This is a genomic window from Veillonella sp. CHU110 (genome assembly GCF_003992255.1).
Lineage (GTDB): Bacteria > Bacillota > Negativicutes > Veillonellales > Veillonellaceae > F0422.
Genome location: NZ_RQVA01000003.1, coordinates 1 through 19,031, shown reverse-complemented (window position 1 = coordinate 19,031; position 19,031 = coordinate 1). Strand labels below are relative to the sequence as shown.

18 protein-coding genes are annotated in these 19,031 nt (G+C 39.4%); all 18 read right to left on the bottom strand.

Annotation, left to right across the window (positions count from 1 at the left end; all coding sequences use genetic code 11):
• Nucleotides 1–1,068 carry a glutamine-hydrolyzing carbamoyl-phosphate synthase small subunit gene (gene carA, locus EO122_RS01700; RefSeq protein ID WP_127009101.1) on the bottom strand — a complete coding sequence of 356 codons (1,068 nt, stop codon included), beginning with the start codon at nucleotides 1,066–1,068 and terminating at the stop codon, nucleotides 1–3.
• Nucleotides 1,065–2,354 (bottom strand): dihydroorotase, encoded by a 1,290-nt coding sequence (locus EO122_RS01695; protein WP_127009100.1) that lies wholly within the window; start codon nucleotides 2,352–2,354, stop codon nucleotides 1,065–1,067. The genes carA and EO122_RS01695 overlap by 4 nt, the downstream gene beginning before the upstream one ends.
• Nucleotides 2,338–3,288 (bottom strand): aspartate carbamoyltransferase catalytic subunit, encoded by a 951-nt coding sequence (locus EO122_RS01690; protein WP_127009099.1) that lies wholly within the window; start codon nucleotides 3,286–3,288, stop codon nucleotides 2,338–2,340. The genes EO122_RS01695 and EO122_RS01690 overlap by 17 nt, the downstream gene beginning before the upstream one ends.
• A 240-nt stretch (nucleotides 3,289–3,528) precedes the next feature.
• On the bottom strand, nucleotides 3,529–4,566 hold the full coding sequence (locus EO122_RS01685) for a biotin-dependent carboxyltransferase family protein (protein WP_127009098.1): 1,038 nt from the start codon (nucleotides 4,564–4,566) through the stop codon (nucleotides 3,529–3,531).
• Nucleotides 4,559–5,296 carry a 5-oxoprolinase subunit PxpB gene (gene pxpB, locus EO122_RS01680; protein ID WP_127009205.1) on the bottom strand — a complete coding sequence of 246 codons (738 nt, stop codon included), beginning with the start codon at nucleotides 5,294–5,296 and terminating at the stop codon, nucleotides 4,559–4,561. Before pxpB ends, EO122_RS01685 begins: the two co-directional genes overlap by 8 nt.
• 70 nt (nucleotides 5,297–5,366) lie before the next feature.
• Complete coding sequence (locus tag EO122_RS01675; protein WP_127009097.1) at nucleotides 5,367–6,563, bottom strand: NRAMP family divalent metal transporter; 1,197 nt, start codon at nucleotides 6,561–6,563, stop codon at nucleotides 5,367–5,369.
• Nucleotides 6,564–6,577: 14 nt separating this feature from the next.
• Nucleotides 6,578–7,345, bottom strand: a complete 768-nt coding sequence (locus tag EO122_RS01670) for a LamB/YcsF family protein (protein WP_126937856.1) — start codon at nucleotides 7,343–7,345, stop codon at nucleotides 6,578–6,580.
• A gap of 251 nt (nucleotides 7,346–7,596) precedes the next feature.
• The gene (locus EO122_RS01665; RefSeq protein WP_126937855.1) at nucleotides 7,597–8,109 is read right to left on the bottom strand and encodes a flavodoxin family protein; all 513 of its coding nucleotides are present in this window, start codon (nucleotides 8,107–8,109) and stop codon (nucleotides 7,597–7,599) included.
• Between the two features lie 325 nt (nucleotides 8,110–8,434).
• Nucleotides 8,435–10,102 carry a heme anaerobic degradation radical SAM methyltransferase ChuW/HutW gene (gene hutW, locus EO122_RS01660; protein ID WP_127009096.1) on the bottom strand — a complete coding sequence of 556 codons (1,668 nt, stop codon included), beginning with the start codon at nucleotides 10,100–10,102 and terminating at the stop codon, nucleotides 8,435–8,437.
• A 33-nt stretch (nucleotides 10,103–10,135) separates the two neighbouring features.
• Entirely contained in the window at nucleotides 10,136–10,912 is a 777-nt protein-coding gene (locus EO122_RS01655) for an energy transducer TonB (RefSeq protein WP_127009095.1), read from the bottom strand.
• A 12-nt stretch (nucleotides 10,913–10,924) separates the two neighbouring features.
• Complete coding sequence (locus tag EO122_RS01650; protein WP_126937852.1) at nucleotides 10,925–11,320, bottom strand: biopolymer transporter ExbD; 396 nt, start codon at nucleotides 11,318–11,320, stop codon at nucleotides 10,925–10,927.
• Nucleotides 11,307–11,942 (bottom strand): MotA/TolQ/ExbB proton channel family protein, encoded by a 636-nt coding sequence (locus tag EO122_RS01645; RefSeq protein ID WP_127009094.1) that lies wholly within the window; start codon nucleotides 11,940–11,942, stop codon nucleotides 11,307–11,309. The genes EO122_RS01650 and EO122_RS01645 overlap by 14 nt, the downstream gene beginning before the upstream one ends.
• Before the next feature lie 89 nt (nucleotides 11,943–12,031).
• The gene (locus tag EO122_RS01640; protein ID WP_127009093.1) at nucleotides 12,032–13,033 is read right to left on the bottom strand and encodes an AraC family transcriptional regulator; all 1,002 of its coding nucleotides are present in this window, start codon (nucleotides 13,031–13,033) and stop codon (nucleotides 12,032–12,034) included.
• 285 nt (nucleotides 13,034–13,318) lie between these two features.
• Nucleotides 13,319–14,647, bottom strand: a complete 1,329-nt coding sequence (locus EO122_RS01635) for a hypothetical protein (RefSeq protein WP_127009092.1) — start codon at nucleotides 14,645–14,647, stop codon at nucleotides 13,319–13,321.
• A gap of 7 nt (nucleotides 14,648–14,654) precedes the next feature.
• Nucleotides 14,655–15,608: a DNA-binding protein WhiA gene (gene whiA, locus EO122_RS01630; RefSeq protein WP_127009091.1), complete on the bottom strand. Its 954-nt coding sequence runs from the start codon at nucleotides 15,606–15,608 to the stop codon at nucleotides 14,655–14,657.
• 64 nt (nucleotides 15,609–15,672) lie between these two features.
• Nucleotides 15,673–17,022 carry a gluconeogenesis factor YvcK family protein gene (gene yvcK, locus EO122_RS01625; RefSeq protein WP_127009090.1) on the bottom strand — a complete coding sequence of 450 codons (1,350 nt, stop codon included), beginning with the start codon at nucleotides 17,020–17,022 and terminating at the stop codon, nucleotides 15,673–15,675.
• Nucleotides 17,023–17,062: 40 nt separating this feature from the next.
• Nucleotides 17,063–17,977 carry an RNase adapter RapZ gene (rapZ, locus tag EO122_RS01620; RefSeq protein ID WP_127009089.1) on the bottom strand — a complete coding sequence of 305 codons (915 nt, stop codon included), beginning with the start codon at nucleotides 17,975–17,977 and terminating at the stop codon, nucleotides 17,063–17,065.
• 19 nt (nucleotides 17,978–17,996) lie between these two features.
• Entirely contained in the window at nucleotides 17,997–18,788 is a 792-nt protein-coding gene (locus EO122_RS01615) for a Cof-type HAD-IIB family hydrolase (RefSeq protein ID WP_127009088.1), read from the bottom strand.
• Nucleotides 18,789–19,031: the final 243 nt, after the last annotated feature.

The window sequence follows — 19,031 nt, the reverse complement described above, 5'->3', positions numbered from 1 at the left end:
TTAACCCCTTCTCATTAATTCTTTAAAACGTTCAAACAAGTATACATTATCTGTTGGTCCCGGTGATGCTTCAGGATGATATTGAACAGACATAATTGGTAATTCTGTATGTACTAATCCTTCTACAGTTCCGTCGTTGACACTGCGATGAGATACACGTAAACCAGAGCCTTCTAAGCTAGCTTCATCTACTGCATAGCCATGATTTTGCGACGTAATATATACGCGGTTTGTATCTAAATCTTTTACTGGATGGTTAGACCCACGATGTCCAAATCGTAATTTATACGTTTCACCACCAAAGGCACGTGCAATCAATTGATGACCCATGCAGATACCAAATATTGGCTTTTGCCCTACTAATTTTTTAATTTCTTCTACTATCTCAGGTACATCTTTTGGATCTCCAGGGCCATTGGACAAGAAGATACCATCTGGTTTGCAATCCATCACAGTTTCCGCTTTTGTATTAGCTGGGAAAATAGTAAGTTTACAGCCTTCATTTTCCAATGATTGTAAAATATTTTCTTTGATACCAAAGTCATATACAGCTACATGGAACTCTGCTGTATCACTGCCACGATGTCCTTCCCATTTTGTTGTGACACGCATAATATGATCCGTTGCCAATGGTTGTGCCAATAGAGCATCAATTTTATCTTGTGGTGTATCTACTGGACAGATAACACCTTTCATAACACCGTGACTACGGATAGCACGAGTAATAGCACGAGTATCTACATCATACAAGCAAGGAATACCATGCATACGCATATACTCTTCAAAAGCCCCTTCATTTTGCCAATTGCTTGGGAATGTACATAACTCTCCTACAATCATGGCCTTACAATATGGTTTAGAAGATTGATCTACTTCCCGTGTTACACCATAATTACCTACCAATGGATACGTCAACGTAATGATTTGATCCGCATAAGATGGGTCAGTTAAAATCTCTTGGTATCCTGTCATACCTGTATTAAATACTACTTCGCCGACGATAGGCATACCGCCTAATAAAGTGCCTTTGAAGATAGTTCCATTTTCTAGTACTAATTTACCTTTCACGCTGTTACAACCCCGTCTTTCATTACAATTTGTCCATCTACTACCGTTAATTTAGCTTTACCTTGCAATGTCATGCCATCAAATGGGCACGATTTGCCACGTGTATAGAATTGATTTCTATCTACTGTCCATGTTTCATCTAGAGATAATACAGAAATATCTGCTGGTTTTCCTACTTCTAGTACGCCTGCATCTACACCGATTAATTGAGCAGGTTTTGTACTCATCAAGTTAACGATGTCATCGATGGATAAAATCCCTGGTTTCAATACATGTGTTACCACCGCTGCAAAGGATGTTTCTAGTCCCGTGAAACCATTCGCTGCACAGCAGAATTCCACGTCTTTTTCTTCATACGCATGTGGTGCATGGTCTGTAATTATGGCATCAATCGTTCCATCTTGTAGGGCTTCTAGTAACGCTTTACGATGATCTTCGGAACGAATTGGCGGCGCCATTTTAAAATCTGTATTGTAATCTCTTAAATATTCATCTGTGAAAGCCAAATGTTGGCTCGTCACTTCACAAGTGACCTTAATGCCTTGCGCTTTTGCTCTACGCACTTGGTCAACTGCACTTTTCGTACTCACATGAGCGATATGAATATGACCACCTGTCATTTCTGCTAGCATAATATCACGAGCCACCGCTAGGTCTTCCGCCACAGCAGGACGACCTTTGACGCCCATTTCATAAGAAACAATGCCTTCATGCATATGCCCTTCACAAGTCAAACTGCATTCTTCGGCATGGTCGATAACCATTTTTCCAAACATAGATGAATATTCCAAAGCACGACGCATAAATGCTGCATTCTCAACATAATGTCCATCATCAGAGAATCCCACTACACCAGCTTCTGCCATATCACCCATTTCAGTCAACTCTTTGCCTTGAAGACCTTTAGAAATAGCACCTATGAATTCAACTTTCACGACGCCAGTCAATTCTGCTTGTTTACGTAAACCACGCACTAAGGCAGAATTATCTACAACAGGATTTGTATTGGCCATGGTGGCAATACGTGTAAATCCACCAGCTGCAGCAGCCTGTGTACCACTGTGAAAATCTTCTTTCGCTTCTTGGCCTGGCTCACGTAAATGTGTATGAATATCTATCAACCCCGGTGCTACAATAAGACCTGTTGCATCATAAACTTCCGCATTATCTACCTGCAAGTTTTGACCTATGTTGGTAATGACACCGTTTTCTATTAGAATATCTGCAATTTCATGTTGTCCTTTCGCAGGGTTAACTACTGTACCATTTTTAATCAACAAGCTCACTGCCGTCACCTCCCATAATTGTTAAGTATAATACTGCCATGCGGATAGCTACACCATTTCGCACCTGCTCTTGAATCGCTGATTCATCGCCATAAGCCACATCTGGCGCAATTTCAAGGCCTCGGTTCATCGGTCCTGGATGCAGTACTAGTACATCGTCTTTCGCATTAGCTAGTACGGATTTATTGATTCCAAAGATTCTCGCATACTCACGATTACTTGGATATAGGGCAGAGTTAATACGCTCTAATTGAATGCGAAGTACGTTCACAACATCTGCATCTTTTACTGCTTCTCGTACATCATGATGAACGGTGACCCCCAATTTTTCAAGTTCTGGATAGACTAACGTTCTAGGACCAGCCAAATGTACATCTGCCCCCATCGTTTTCAATCCATAAATATTGGATCGTGCTACACGACTATGCATGATATCGCCTACGATAACAACTTTCAAGCCTTCTAAGCTTGGTTTATGTTCTAAAATAGAATACATATCTAATAAGGCTTGTGTTGGATGCTCATGAGCACCATCACCAGCATTGATGATGATAGGGTCTACGCATTTCGTAGCATACAAAGGAGATCCTTCTTCGCTGGAGCGCATAACGATAGCATCTGTCCCCATATAGGACACAGTAAGCAATGTATCACGGAAGCTTTCGCCTTTGGCCATAGAGCTGCCACTTTTTGTAATGTTGATTACATCGGCACCTAAATATTTCCCAGCCAGTTCAAAGGAGCTTCTCGTTCTAGTACTATTTTCCATGAACAAGTTAATAATAGCTTTACCCTTTAACAATGGATATTTTTTATCCTCTGAAAGGATAATTTTCTTCATTTTCTTTGCTACCCGTAAAATGAGTTCAATTTCTTCTTTTGTGCGACCTTGCAGTCCCAATAGATGCTTACCTTTTAAGCTAATGTCTCCCATTACAGCCTCCTTTGTACCCTGTCTTTATATGCAAAAAGACCTCTCACCCGAAGGCAAGAGGTCGCATAGTTCTATCTATCACAATTGAATCCACCATATAGGTAGACCTATAGTATTATTTTCACTATGTTCCCTTACTAGCCTCACAGGACTAATTTAAAAGGTTTTACAATGTTTGCTTTCGGTCTCTCGTACCGATGTTAAGCTTAGATATTATTATAATGTATATCATTAAAAACGTCAAGAATTGCTAGACTTCACTCTAAAAACATAACGACTTTGTCTACGCGCCAAATGGTGTAATGCTCCCCATTTAGCCATATACGAGCGATAAATTTTTTGCGCTACATCAATAGATACTAATTCAAATTGAATTTCATCGCCCACTGGTAGCTGACTGAGGCGAGGTAAGTCTGCTGATATAACGGCTCCAATCTTAGTATATCCTCCCGTCGTTTGTCGGTCTGCCATCAAAATAATAGGTTTACCATTGGATGGAACTTGTATAGAACCGAACACGGCTCCATCAGAAATAATGTCAGCACCTTTCACATGAGCAATCTCAGGTCCTTCCAATCTAAATCCCATTCTATCACATTGATCTGTTAACACATAGGAACTATTTACAAATGTTTTTATTCCCTCTTTTGTAAAGTGCTTGGCTTGTTCTCCTAGTACAACCCGAAACGGTTCATGGCAATATCGACCACCCCGATTATAAAGTGCTGAATTAAATAATCGATTCGCTGTATCAGTGATATCACATTGTGTTAATGCGCCCCTAACAAAATCATGCAAAGACAGCTGGTCACCTCGTTGCAAAGACCGGCCTTCATAGCCTCCTATACACGCTTTCGTATGCGTTGACACACTCCCATTAATAGCTGGAACATCAATACCTCCGCAAAATGATATGTACATACGCATCCCACATTCAGTAACACTTCCAGAAATAAGATCTCCGTCTTGACAGATATATGGTATATATCTCGATACATCTACTCCATTAATAGTAGGCTTCATATTAGCGCCTGTAAAAGCTACAATACACTCACCATGAACTTGTATGGTTGGAGGAAGAACAGTACATTCTAAAGAGCCTACATTCATTCTATTCCCAACTAGAGCCTGTCCTAGTAAATAACTTTCTATATCCATCGGTCCTGCTACGGGCATACCATACTGTTGATAACCTGTTCGTCCCGCATCTTGCACAGTTGTAAATAACCCTGGCTGTAGTATCTCGATTGAGGCCCTCTTGCCTATATATTTATCCACGTAACTCACCTACTTTAATCACCCGTGATATAGGTATATACTGATTTTGTATTTTCTTTATATCGAGAAATGACTCTTCATCAATAGGAACATATCTAACATATTGACCTGCTGAAAGTAATGACGGTACCTCTCTTTGAAGATCATACATAGCAATCGGCGTACGCCCAATAATCTGCCAACCACCTGGAGATTGACTTGGGTAGATACCCGTTTGCTCACCTGCAATACCTACTGAACCTGCTGGTATAGATTGTCTAGGAGTCTGTAGCCGAGGTGTTGCAATTCTAGAATCCATTCCACCCAAATAGGCAAATCCAGGAATAAAGCCTAGCATATATACCAAATAATCTCGTCCAGAATGAATAGTAACAACCTCATCTTCTGACATATGATTATGCGCAGCTACAACAGGAAGATCTGGCCCATATTCTCCACCATATAAAGTAGGAATCTCAATGACAGTTACACAATCCTCTTCTGATATTTCAACTGGTATAGACACGAGAGGTTCCAGTCTTGCTTTAAGTTCTTTATAAGAAGACTCTAGCGCGTCATACTGTATTAACAAGGATGTATAGGCCGGGATTATCTCCTGTATCGCTGGGTCTTTCATGTCCTCTATCATCTCTATCATTCGCCGTATTTTATAGTTAATCGTTGGTGAAATCACATCTCCAAATGATATTAATATTGCTGTATCCCCAACAGGTGAAATCATATCCATTATATATACCCTCATTTCTACGTAGCAGCATCAAAGTTCATAATGCATACAACGTTGTAGAAGAACTATCCTATTAATGCAATAATTTTGTAATTCCTTCTAAAGAAGTTATGCCAATATACGCTGTAATTAGCACGACACACCATCCAGCGTAATATAACAATGTAGGATGTTGATAGGTTCCTACAATATTAGTTTTACGCGTAGCAATTAACATAACTGCCAGTGTGATAGGTAGGATAAGCCCATTAATAGAGCCTGCTAGAATTAAAAGTGCTGCTGGCTTTCCAATAAAAATTAATATACATGTTGAAATTGCAATAAATAGCATAATCGTTAACTTCTCATACGCTTTCACTACAGAGAATAAAGTTTTCAGAAAAGATACCGATGTGTACGCTGCCCCTACCACAGATGTAATGGCCGCACAGAAAAATACAACTCCAAAAATAATATATCCTATAGGCCCTGCCCCTAACAAAAATGCTGAGCCTGCAGGGTCTTTGGGATCAAGTACAAATCCACTAGATACTACGCCTAATACAGCCAAAAACAATAGAACTCGCACTAATGCATCTACAGACATACCTAAGAACGCCGACTTTCTAACATCAGGCAAATGTTCCTCACCTGTAATATTGGAATCGATAAGTCTATGTCCTCCTGAGAATGTAATATAACCACCTACAGTCCCACCAATTAACGTCAATGTTGCTAACCATGGATACGTATCAGGCATGACTGTATGAGTCATAGCCTCTTGTACAGGAGGGTGTGTAGAGAATGCGATCCATCCGATGAGCACAATCATAACTGTCCCTAACACTTTAGCCGTCATATCGAGGGCTCCTCCAATTTTAGGAGATGCAAATAAAGCAATCCCGATGATTCCACTAATAGCTGCTGCAGTAGTGGCATCAATCCCCAATATGATATGCAATCCCATGGAAGCCCCACCAATATTACCAATATTAAATGCTAAGCCACCTAGAGCAATTAAAAACGCTACTACATACCCCAGTCCCGGTAAGATTTTATTGGCAATATCTTGTCCTCTCATGCGAGAAACACTGATAATAGTCCAAACATTTAATTGAGCTATAATCGAAAAAATAACTGATATAGCAATAGCGAATCCAAAGTCCGCTTTATATTCTGATGTAAATGCCGCTGTTTGCAACATAAAGCCAGGTCCAATGGAAGATGTAGCCATTAAAAATGCTGCTCCTAGCAAAACTGATATATTACTATTATTTGTCAATGGTTTCATGTATATAACTCCTTCTATCTAGCTTGAAAACTACTCAGGGTAATTCCTTCTCTAATAAGTCCCTCTCTCAATCCCTTAACAAACTCAATGGCTTGTGGATTATCCCCATGAACACAGACTGAATCTGCCTGAATAGGAATGCTTTTACCTGTGTTTGTAATAACGGTTCCTTCTTTAATCATTCGCAACACACGCTCTACTGCTTCATTAGGATCATGAATAAAGGCACCAGGTTCCGAACGTGGTACTAATGTTCCCTCTTCTGTATAGCCTCGATCTGCAAATACTTCATGTATCACAGAAATACCTCTCTTCTGTGCTGCTTTTGTAATATAACTTCCACTTAATGCCATAATCGCCAAAGAAGGGTTCATGGCTGCTATTCCATCGAGTATCGCATCTGCTAGAATAGGCGTCACACAGGCTGTATTATAAAATGCGCCATGCAACTTTATATGTTGTAATGTAAGTCCATATAAGTTACAAAACCCCTGTAAAGCGCCTACCTGATATACCATATAAGCTTTGGCCTCTTCTGGCTGTATCGCCATATGCCTTCTGCCAAACCCCAATAGATCTGGATAGCCTGGATGAGCACCTACAGCAACACCTTCCTGCTTACAAATTTCCACCGTCTTTAACATGACCATAGGATCTCCTGCATGCCAGCCACAAGCCACATTAGCACTAGTAACATATTGTAATACTTCTGCATCCATACCCATAGTATATACGCCAAAGCTTTCACCTAAATCACAATTTATATCAATATAATATGACATACTATCACTCCTTTATATTTCTATAAATCTATATTCTATAGAATATAGATTTATTTTATTATATACTAAAAATATATGAATAATCAATCTTATAATCTATATTTTTTAAAAATAATATAAACTTTAATTAATTATATTATGTTAAGCACAAAAAAACTGTATCCTATCACACAAAAATATGTCACATATCTTCGTGCAAAGGATACAGTCGTTATTACACAGTTGTATTCGCTATTGCATTAACAACTTTATTAAATTGATTTCACAACCTCGGAAGCGAATGCTTTTGCATTAGCTAAGTCATTTTCGTCTGGATGAGATGCAGCTTGTGCATGACGTGCATCACGTTCAGCGCTCTTACCATGGCTATGTCCTTCTGGGAACATTTTGTACATCATTTCGATTACTTTTGGATCTACTTTACCTTGGCATTTGAAGTAACCTACTGGTGTTTGGCCATTTGGTAACAATTTCGCAGCTGCTTCTACAGTTTCTTGTGCATGAGGAGATACTGGAGGAACCCCTAAAGTACAGAATAAAGCTACTTTTTCATTTGTAATTTCTTTAATCACAGCTTGTGCCGCTTTATCTGCATTACCTTGGTCCGCCCAGAATCCCATGAATACTACATCATAAGATGCTAAGTCAGCTGGAACTTCTTTTACAGTTACGCATGGAGTACCTTCAGGTAAAGCACTTGCAATAGCTTCTGCTACCATTTTTGTATTGCCTGTACGGCTTGAGTAAATTACGATTGATTTCATTAATTTTTTCACACCTTTAAAAAGTGTGCTCCTTTTACATATACTATTATACACTCTGTATTAAATATACTAATTAAATCATTATATATCGGTATCCTCAGATACAAATATACACAATGTATATCAGATATACGTCCGTAGGCAAAGCCTACGGACACTGCACATAAACAAGTGATTTTAAACGTATCAACGTATGATAGCAGTCTTGCCAACTTTGATCTTGGTATACCTGACTCCACCAAAAAGGTGGCTATAGAACTATTACAGGAAACTATATATTTTGGTTTGGTAAGGTGTGTAGGAGTTCACCTGTAATAGATACTACCTAAATATTTTTCTTAAATGGACTATGACCTACTGTACCATGGGCACGCGTAGTTTCAACATCCCCTGGATGTCCTTTTGGGATACCTGCTGGGTGTCCGCCTGCTCCATGTGGATGCTTAGGCACACCCGCTGGATGTCCGCCCATTGGAACTCCTGCTGGATGTCCTTTCGGAACACCTGATGGATGACCACCGCTTCCGTGTGGATGTTTCGCCACTCCTTCAGGATGACCACCACCTACATGCGGATGATCTTTCGGTCTGCCACCATGGTTTTGGGCTGCAATATTTTCATGTAACAATGTGCTTTCACCCGTTAAGATGTATTGAACACATTCAATGACAGTTTGCGTAATATTTACATGCCAGAATCCACCAGCAGTTGTTAAGCGATACAACACGCCATTGTATTCCATCAGACCACGTGTTACCCAAGTATCAAGTAACCAACGTAAGTCCTCTAGTTTTGGATCCATTTCGATCAAAGCGTCTAAATTTAAAACGCCTCTTTCTAAGGAACTAATAACATAATTTGAAAATTCTTGTAGCTCAGATTGTTTCATAAGAACCATAAATGGTTTTTTACCTTCTTCTACAAGTGCTTCGTATGGAGGTAATACACGGTGTAACATTGTCATATATCCACCTAAGTTACCACCGGCACCACAGCCAAATGGATACATTGGGTATCCAGCTTTCGCCATTGTGTTGTACATAGAGCGTTCACGTGGTGCTCGACTCCAATGGGCTGCACTCAAACGTGTGAAATCACGTTTCATTAAATATTTGACAGCTGCTTCATACATTAACGCTTGTTCCTTAGTGGTAGCTGCTGGACTCACTTTACCGCGTTCAATTAAGCTTTGTAAATCACTGTTTTCAAAGACATTTAATTGATACAAGTCCATACCATCTGCTGCGGATTGTTCAAGAAGTTTTAAATCTTCCATCCATACGTCCATCGTTTGATCTGGCAATCCATAAATTAAGTCCACGATTACAGAACATTGTTGGTATGCTTTCAATTGTTCCAAGCGAGACAATACTGTATCTTGATCATCTAAACGACCCAATTGACGACGTACATGAGTATGGAAAGACTGTACCCCTAAGGACATACGGTTGACACCATGGCTCATCCATACATCCATTTTTTCTGGCACTAAGTCATGAATACGACCTTCTAGTGTTAGTTCATAGTCATTAGCCAACGGGAAATATTGTTGGATTGCAGCCAACATGCGTTTTGCATTATGAGCAGATAGCGACGTTGGTGTACCACCACCGATAAAGATTGTGTGAATCAATCCATCACGGAAACGAGGTTGATCTGCTGCCATTTGCATTTCTTTCAATAGCATATCTACATATCTATCTTCTGCATCTTGATTTGTAGCATGTTGATAGAATCCACAATATGTACATTTCGTTTGGCAGAAAGGGATATGAATATAGGCTGTTTGTATTTGACCTGGCGTAGGGGGCTGTTGCATTAATTCATTCCATACGCGTTGGGCCTCTTCCTTTTCTAATGGACGGCCACTTAACCCTGCATGAACCGCACGCTTACTTGTAAATGCGTGTGTTAACGGCGTCGCCGTGTCAAAGCCTAATTGTATATTACGTTGTTCCTCCGACATGGAGTCAAATAATGCTTTTAAATCCATAATTCCTCCTGAATTATTTCCAGTGCTTTAGCACTATTCACCGTTCAATGTGTAATACACCGTGAACGAGTTAGATACTGTTTCGCCACTACCATTTGGATAGTTGCCTATACCATAAACAACATCTTGGGTATGACTATTTAAAATACCTGGTCCACCACCTGCAGAAACAGATACAATGTTACCACTGGCGTCAATGGTTACACTAACACTTACGCTACCTTGTAGGTTACGTTTGATTGCCATTGGAGGGTATGAACCTTGTGCTCTAGCTTGTACTGTAGCTACGAATCCTGCCCAGTCAAATGGAGCATTACCAGATGTAGTGCCTACACCATCTCCATTGCCACCACCGCTGCCAGAGCCAGAACCGCCACCGCTACCAGAGCCTGTGCCATCTCCATCACCAGTACCATTTCCAGTGCCATTACCGCCACCAGATCCACCACCAGTGCCTTGATTGCTCGAAGTACCATCACTACTCCCTGTTGCAGAAGTAGATGTAGATGTAGGGACATTCACTGCATCTTCTACTGGTACTGGAGATGAAATACTTTGTTGTGCTGCTTGTACTTTCGCTTGTACAACTTCTTGTGAAAGTGGTTGTGGGAAGGATACTCCGCCACCACCGCCACCGCCCCCGGCAGAAGCTTTCAAGTCTTCGGATATGGACATATCAATTTCAAAGGCATTTTCAGTTTGTTTGTGTTCCACCACAGATACCAACGTAAGGCCTAATACAACAGCTAATAGAAGGTGGATCAAAATGGAAATCAAGTAGGATTTCTTCCAGGAAATAAATTGTTCCATGCTTCATCCTTTCTAGCTAGCCGCAATTGAGAACTTCTTAACCCCAATAGTTTTTAGCATATCCATAATGGCAACCACGAATCCATGTTGCGTATTTTTATCTGCTTGCAATAGTACCGCCGTATTTGGATTTTCACCCACTTTGCTACTGATATAGCTACGTGCATCATCGATACTATACGGTTTAGAGTCAATCAAAATATGTCCTTCTTTGTCTAGTGTTAAAATAATAGGACTTTGTTTGACTTGTGTTGCTGATTGTGCTTGTGGTAACTGTACACCCAAGGACTTTTGTGCCACTGTTTCAATACTATTCATCATAAAGAAAACTAGCAAGAAGAAAATGATATCAATCATTGGCACAATCATGAACTCAGGTTTCATTTTTAATCGACTATTTTGAAACATGAGAATCACTCCATTGTTCTTTCATACCATTTAATAACACTACAGATAATGTTTCTGTATCATTGATGATTGCATCCATACGATGGCTAAAGTATGTGTATATACAGAATGCTAAAATCGCTACAAGCAAACCAGTTGCTGTGGCAATCAAGGCCTCCCCTACACCACCTGAAATAGCAGATGCACCAGCACCATTATCCAAGACACTGAATGTACCAATCATACCAGATACTGTCCCCAATAAACCCAACAATGGAGAAATCGTTACGATCGCACTCAAGTAATCTAAATGAATTTTTAAGTGAGATGCTTCAATCATCATTTGCTCAGAGAAAGCATTTTTCATGCTAGTTTCATTATTGGAATATGTTAAACCTGCATTTAAAATACGACCTGTAGCAGTTTTATTCTCTGCACACAATTCTTTTGCTTTCGCCCAATCATTTTCTTTAACTGCATAGTAGACATCGTGACTGAACTCTTTTAATGATGCTGTATTAGCTTTAAAATAAGTAAGTCGCTCAATCCCAATGGCAATGACAATGATTGATAAAATAACTAATGGATACATTACTAATCCACCGCTGTTAAATAAATGTACAATGTATAAAAGGCTGTCCATGTTGTTACCTCCCTAAAAAATATGATAATTTTTATCAGCTGTTGTTATGATATCAAATTTATTATTTTTAAATCTACTCTAAAAAGCTTTTAACCGCTCCATTCCGACATTTTATTTTTCTTCCTATATTCACTAGGTTTACAACCAATAATACCCCGAAATGCTTCGGCGAACTTACTAGCATTTTCATAACCATACTTATTGGCTATGCTGAGAATACTCTCATCTGACTTCAATAATTCTTTTGCTGCTTCCTTGATTCGTACATGTTTTATATATTGATGTATGCTAGTACCGTAAATGCCTTTGAAACATTTTTTCAGAGCTGTCGGGGCTAATCCATACATTCTTGCCAGTTCTTCTATAGTCGGTTTTTCGTTTAAATTTTTTATCAAAAATTCATGCATTTCTTTTACACTCTCAACATGCTTTCTTTCAAAGTACGGCATGCAACAATCACGATCTGCGGTCATAGTACTAAGAAGTAGTATAATTTCCATGCATTTCAATTGGAATACATGGGATTTAACTGCATCTGGTATATCGTAAAGGCTCTGAAAAATCTCACTTAATCGAGATTCTCTACGACACACAAAGCCGAATTCGAAATCTTGGCAGAACCGATTGCAAATCTCTCGCAAACTAATTCGTTCATGGCCTACAAACTTGTTAACCATAGCTTGCGCCTTAGGAATATATATAGATAAGTTAATGCCTTTATAATAAGACGTTGGAAATTTTGTAGAATGCACATACCCAGGTGATTCTTTCCAACCTACAGAAACATCATTTTCATCCATATATAAAACACGACCATTATCAAAGGCACACTCTATGCGTCCTTCTTTACAATAATGAACTTCGAACATTCCTTCCAAAGGTTTTGCTTGATGCTTGATTTCCTTCATATCTACCTCTTGAAAGGTCAATTCTACTCCATCAAACACAAAATGACTGATCATCCGCGCTTTCCCATGGGGCATATTCATTTCATATACGGTAGCACCATCTATATCTGTGGAAGAGAGCATGTGCAAATCCATTACCTTTGGTTTAAACTTCTCTAATGATTTTGTTCTATCCTGTCTCATAATCCTCCTATAAAAAAGCCCATTTGCTGTCTCATATGACTAACAAATGGACCTCTTCGCCGAACTACATCGCCTACTTTAATCTGAGTATCATTTCTATCTCATTATATTTATAATTAGCAATGATTGTCAATATTTAATTTTTCATTTTGGATTATTTTAATTGGCGAGCAAATCATTCAAAATAAGTAAACTTGCATATTATTAACATTTATAGATTAAAAAAATAGATAAATTTATACTTTTTTCACAAAAACTAAATGGAGCCTTTTATTTTTATATTGATTATTTTCCTAAAATTCTATGAACTAAATCTGATACATAACTTGTCGTACTATCCTTAGAACCGCTAGACTCTACTTGTGGAATCAACAAAAACCGCACTGGCAAATTGGAAGCCCCTGGTGACATATATTCCAACAGTAAATCTTCTGGTTTATCAAAGGTATCTAGTAATTGAGTATCGTATATTGTTTCATGGCCTAAATAACTTCCTTTGTTAGGGATATAATACATACGGGTTCCCTTAGAAGATGTAATGGCAAAAGAACCACTGAAAGCACCACCTAATGGATTAAAATACAAGGCATAGGGCGTTTTCCCCTCCGTTTGAATTAAGTACGTGTTAGTCACACCATAATTACCTTTGTTCTTAACCACTTTTCGATTTGATGTTTCATCCACTCCTGGTATAAAAGCATCTTCTCGATCATTGGCAATTTCAAATGCACCTGGACCAGCATCACTATTATAGCGAGGTTCTACCATATGCAAGCGATCTCGCCCCATATACGTTCCTCTCAGCTCCACATCATCAATCGGATGCACTGGCAATAATGGCAACCCAAACTCAACGGTAGACTTCGGTTCCATCATAGCTACGGATGCATACAATGGTTGAGTCGTTGTAAAATCAACTATACCGCTAAATAAATCATCTTTATGAACCATAACAGAATCTAATTTTCTAAAGATTGATCTAGACTCACCTGGATGTAACACAAATGAGGTTTCTTCTGCATCTCTATGTAGTCCGAAAGAAACTTTCGTTCTTTTCCCCTCCGACTCCATAGCAGCCTTCATTAAGCCTTTGTATTCTTTTTCTTTTTGTTGGATTCGCTGACTATCCTGTTGTATTTCTTTTTTCAAACTGTTAGAACGCACAGGTAATTTCACGCCGTAATGCTCCCATTTGCCTAATTGATGAGTCGCCGTTTCCAACTCTTTTTTTGAAAGCTCTCTGCCTACTTTAAAATAGTCTGGACTCGGCTTAGCATAGACAGCACGCTCAATTTGTACAAACGCTGGTTGCGTCCCTTTATTTTCAAGAAGAATACCAATCTTTCTATCAGCCTCATGTTCGTTGACATGGTAAAAATAAACTCTGCTATGTCCCTCCAATGTACCTGCTGCTACGATACCTGGTTCTTTCACATATTCTGGACTATCTGATAGTAACAATGTATTCACTTCTTTTAAGGTCTTTACCTGTAATGGAGTGAAAGTAAACTCATCAATATTTACTGTACTCGGTGCTTGACCATACACTGAGCCTAATCCTAACAGTGTTACTATACTCATTACAATACGATGTTTCCATGTTGCTTGTTTCATACTTCCTCTATTCTATCTCTAATCCATTAGGCTCCCACTGCAAAGCTATGGCCTCTAACTTACGCAATCGATGACCAATCCCAGATTTGGTTAATTCTCGCTTATATGTCGCTTCATAGGCATCCACTAACTCTTGCAAACTTCCGTCGGGAAACTCTTTACGAAGTAATGCAGCTTCATACAATCGCACTGGTAATGTATCAAGGTCTTGATGTTTTTCAATAATCCGTATCGCATCTAATTGGCGTACCGCAGCATTGACCGTTTTTTGCAAATTGGCCGTTTCACAGTTGACCTGTCGATTGATTGTATTTCGTACATCTTTCATAATCCGAACATTTTCAAAATTCATCAATGCCGATTGAGCCCCCATGATTTGCAAGCATGATGTCACCGCATCACCCTCTTTTAGATACACCACGAATTCTTCTTTTCGCTCCACCTTTCTTCCATGTAAGCGGAACATTTTAAGGACCCGAATTATCTGATCCGCAAAGTCCTCTTTCGTTGTCATAAACTCTAAATGGTAATCACTTTGCGGTTTATTCACAGATCCACTGCCGAGAAATGCGCCACGTAAGAAAGCTCGACGAGATTCTAAATCTTTAAGCCATTCATCGGGAATCATGGCATCCACCGGCCATAATTGAAGCTCTTCCAGTGCCATCCGGCTCGGTTCAGTAGGTTCTACGGTTAAGGTATACATATTCTTCTTGCGTAAGTTTAAGCCTTTTCGTATCAATACAGACGTTGGCAAGTCATATTGCTCTTTAATAATAGCTAATACACGTCGTGCTACTGCATTGTTAGCGGTCACTAATCGCACGCCTACTCTACCTTGCATGCCTAATAAAATTGACCCACCCATACGGAGTAAACAAGAGGCTTCCACTTTAGCTGCCCATGCATCATCCGTTTTAAATTGACATAATTCATTTTTTACATCTTCTGCAAATGACATAACCTCTTCCTCTCTAAATTACATACTATTTCAAAATAGAGCCTATATAGGCTCTATTTTAATATCAATGATCATCTCGTTGTAAATAATATTCTAAAATATGTGGCTCAATATCTGTTTGTAAGGCATATACCACATCCATCACAACTTTTGCTAATCGTTCAGAATTATGTATAGCCTTATCCTGGCTATCCACTAGGTTCGCCCGTATTGTGCGAACGCCCATAGACTGCAACGCATCCATATCTACCTCAACAGGTTCTTGCCCTGCTTTTTTATATTGCTCTAACGTAGCATCTTGGATCCGATTATCGTTGACTAGGACCGTGTCTATAATTCCTTTTTCGCTATGAGATTCAATAGCTTTCACATGGTCAGATACAGTATAACCATCTGTCTCACCAGGCTGTGTCATAACATTACAAATATAAATCGTAGCCGCTTTGGCATTCGCAATGTGTTCTGCTACCTTGTCAATTAATAAATTAGGCATCACCGAAGTGTATAAACTACCTGGTCCTAAAATAATCGCATCTGCTTCATCAATGGCTTGTAGGGCAGCCCCTACAGGAGATGGTCTTTCAGGCTGTGTATATACTTTAGCAATTGGCTTTCCACCATTAGGGATATTACTTTCCCCTTCTACAATCGTACCATCTGTTAACTGTGCAATTAATTTAATTTCTTCTGTGGAAGACGGTATGACACGGCCACGAACTTGTAATATTTTGCTCGATGCTTCTAAGGCTTTTTCTACATCATCATGTAGCACCTGTGTCATAGCTGTCAAAAATAAGTTACCAAAACTATGTCCAGATAATTCCACACCTTTTGTAAATCGATACTGAAAGAGCTCTTCCATGAGGCCTTCTTTTTCTGCTAACGCTACTAAACAGTTCCTCAAATCTCCTGGGGCAATCATCTGGAAATCTTCTCGCAATCGCCCCGAAGAACCACCATCATCTGCTACCGTAACAATAGCTGTTAAATTCGTGGTCTTTCTTTTCAATCCCCGAAGAAGCATAGACAATCCAGTTCCACCACCGATGACTACAATTTTAGGTCCTTGACCTAATCGTATCTTTTCAAAAATATAATCACTCACACCATCTTCTGTATCTGGCAAAATCGCTCCCACGATAGTTTGAATAATTTTTCGGATCCCCCACAGCATGGCAAGTATACCTAGTACAATACCAACAAGTCCAATAGTAGCTATCACTGTATAGTTATAAGAGCCTGTCAGATGGAAAAGAAATTCTAAAAAGACATCTTCAAAACTGCTAAACCATTGGTAATTCATCATCATGAGAACGCCCACAACAAGCCATATAGTGCCTAGAGAAAAGAGAAATAACCACCGCTTAATATTAATACCAGGTGCAAACCAGCGCATCCAATTATTATATTTCATAGGCTTGAGAGATAACCAACCGGCTATCTCACTCCTTTCTTTATAGATCTACTTGAGAACGTGGATTCACATCTTCTTCCACATGATTTCGCATCATATCTCGATGCTCTACAGATACATTACAGCCTTTTTCTTTTAAATGGGTATATAAAGCCTCTGCCATGGCCACACTACGATGCATACCACCCGTACACCCTACGGCAACAATAAACTGACTTTTCCCTTCTTGTTCATAGTTCGGCACTAGAAAGTCCAAGGTATTAAAGAAGTGGTTTTTAAATTCATGTGTCACTTCAAAGGAATGAATATATTCTTTCACTACTGGCACACGACCCGATTTATGTCGATATTCTGGAATATAGTACGGATTCGGTAAAAATCGTACATCCCATACCATATCTGCATCGATAGGCATGCCAAATTTAAACCCAAAACTTACCACCGTAATTGCCATGCCATCAGTTTGCTCTTGTACATGGCTAAAGGTACGTCTCATGTACGATTTCAAACTAGATGTTTTCATATTTGTGGTATCAATGATATGGTCCGCCTTGCTTCGCACATCCTCTAATAATGACCGCTCTTGTGCTAATCCTGTAATGATTCGACCAGCTGGCGCCAACGGATGACTTCGACGGCTTTCTTTGTAGCGACGAATTAATGTATCATCACTGGCTTCCATAAACACAATTTCATAAGGCACACTCATAGCCGTCAAATCATCTAAGGCACTGTTTAAATCATCAAAAAATTCACGACTGCGGATATCTACCACTAAGGCTACTCGACTCACTTTAGTGCCTGCACTTTGACGACAAATTTCACTAAATTTTGGAATTAATACAGGAGGTATATTGTCGATACAAAAATACCCCATATCTTCTAACACTTGCATGACTTGCGTTTTCCCTGCTCCCGACATGCCAGTTACTATAATTAAACGAAATCCTTCCATAAGGCCCTCCTAGTCCATGTTATAACACATTGGCATCGATCCATTTCGCAACGCCATCTTTTTCATTTGTATCGCATACTTCTTTGGCGATTGTCTTTACATGATCCTCTGCATTCCCTACTGCCACGGAATGACCAGTCACTTCTAGCATAGAAATATCATTCTCTGAATTACCAAAGGATACCATATCTTCTAAACCGATTCCTAATCGTTCACCCATGAAAGCTAGGGCTTCTCCTTTTGACACATGAGGGGCTACAATTTCCAAGAAGTTTACTTTAGAGCGAACTAAGTCAACTACATGTCCTACTTCTTTGGAAAGTATCTCGATAACCTCTGCCATACGTTCAGGCTCTTTTACTACTAATAGTTTATTAATCCCTTTTTGAGGATCATAGATAGCATCTCCTACGTATACCGCCTTAGCACCTGTAATCTCTTCATAGAGACGAGAGAACTCTGTTTCACTATGTACTAATAATTCGTCATCAATATAGGACTGAATATAGATATTATGCTCTTTCGCGATAGCTAATACTTTGCGCGCTACCTCCGGTGGTATAGCTCGTTCCCAAATGAGTTCTTTACTTTCTACACGTTGGATGACACCGCCAGAATACAGTACCATCGGAACATCACCTAAGCCTAAGCGATGTGCTACAGGATATGCCGTTTGGTACATCCGCCCTGTAGCAATAAGCACCTCAATTCCCTTGTGCTGTGCTTTTTGAAGCACTGTTTTTGTATAGTCAGACACAGTGTTATCATCACGTAACAATGTATCATCTAAGTCTATGGCTAACAATTTCATGACATCACTCCTTTATCATACCTTTCATTATACCACATAACAGCGTATAACTACTGCATGTGTATCACGCAGATACAATTAGCTCTATAGGATATTATACAAAAAATTGCGACAGGTCTTACAATCCAGTATAGTACTGGTATGCAAGCCTATCGCAACTTTAATTGGCTCTTTGTCAAATGTGGGGGCTGCTCATATAAAAAGTTCTTAGCACTAGCTATCTAAATAGCTAGTGCTATTCTT

What these genes read in the sequence shown, in the direction of transcription:
- EO122_RS01690 (WP_127009099.1), bottom strand. Translation starts at nt 3,288, where the DNA reads ATGGGAGACATTAGCTTAAAAGGTAAGCATCTATTGGGACTGCAAGGT.
- EO122_RS01675 (WP_127009097.1), bottom strand. Translation starts at nt 6,563, where the DNA reads ATGAAACCATTGACAAATAATAGTAATATATCAGTTTTGCTAGGAGCA.
- EO122_RS01670 (WP_126937856.1), bottom strand. Translation starts at nt 7,345, where the DNA reads ATGTCATATTATATTGATATAAATTGTGATTTAGGTGAAAGCTTTGGC.
- EO122_RS01665 (WP_126937855.1), bottom strand. Translation starts at nt 8,109, where the DNA reads ATGAAATCAATCGTAATTTACTCAAGCCGTACAGGCAATACAAAAATG.
- hutW (WP_127009096.1), bottom strand. Translation starts at nt 10,102, where the DNA reads ATGGATTTAAAAGCATTATTTGACTCCATGTCGGAGGAACAACGTAAT.
- EO122_RS01655 (WP_127009095.1), bottom strand. Translation starts at nt 10,912, where the DNA reads ATGGAACAATTTATTTCCTGGAAGAAATCCTACTTGATTTCCATTTTG.
- EO122_RS01650 (WP_126937852.1), bottom strand. Translation starts at nt 11,320, where the DNA reads ATGTTTCAAAATAGTCGATTAAAAATGAAACCTGAGTTCATGATTGTG.
- EO122_RS01645 (WP_127009094.1), bottom strand. Translation starts at nt 11,942, where the DNA reads ATGGACAGCCTTTTATACATTGTACATTTATTTAACAGCGGTGGATTA.
- EO122_RS01640 (WP_127009093.1), bottom strand. Translation starts at nt 13,033, where the DNA reads ATGAGACAGGATAGAACAAAATCATTAGAGAAGTTTAAACCAAAGGTA.
- EO122_RS01635 (WP_127009092.1), bottom strand. Translation starts at nt 14,647, where the DNA reads ATGAAACAAGCAACATGGAAACATCGTATTGTAATGAGTATAGTAACA.
- whiA (WP_127009091.1), bottom strand. Translation starts at nt 15,608, where the DNA reads ATGTCATTTGCAGAAGATGTAAAAAATGAATTATGTCAATTTAAAACG.
- yvcK (WP_127009090.1), bottom strand. Translation starts at nt 17,022, where the DNA reads ATGAAATATAATAATTGGATGCGCTGGTTTGCACCTGGTATTAATATT.
- rapZ (WP_127009089.1), bottom strand. Translation starts at nt 17,977, where the DNA reads ATGGAAGGATTTCGTTTAATTATAGTAACTGGCATGTCGGGAGCAGGG.
- EO122_RS01615 (WP_127009088.1), bottom strand. Translation starts at nt 18,788, where the DNA reads ATGAAATTGTTAGCCATAGACTTAGATGATACATTGTTACGTGATGAT.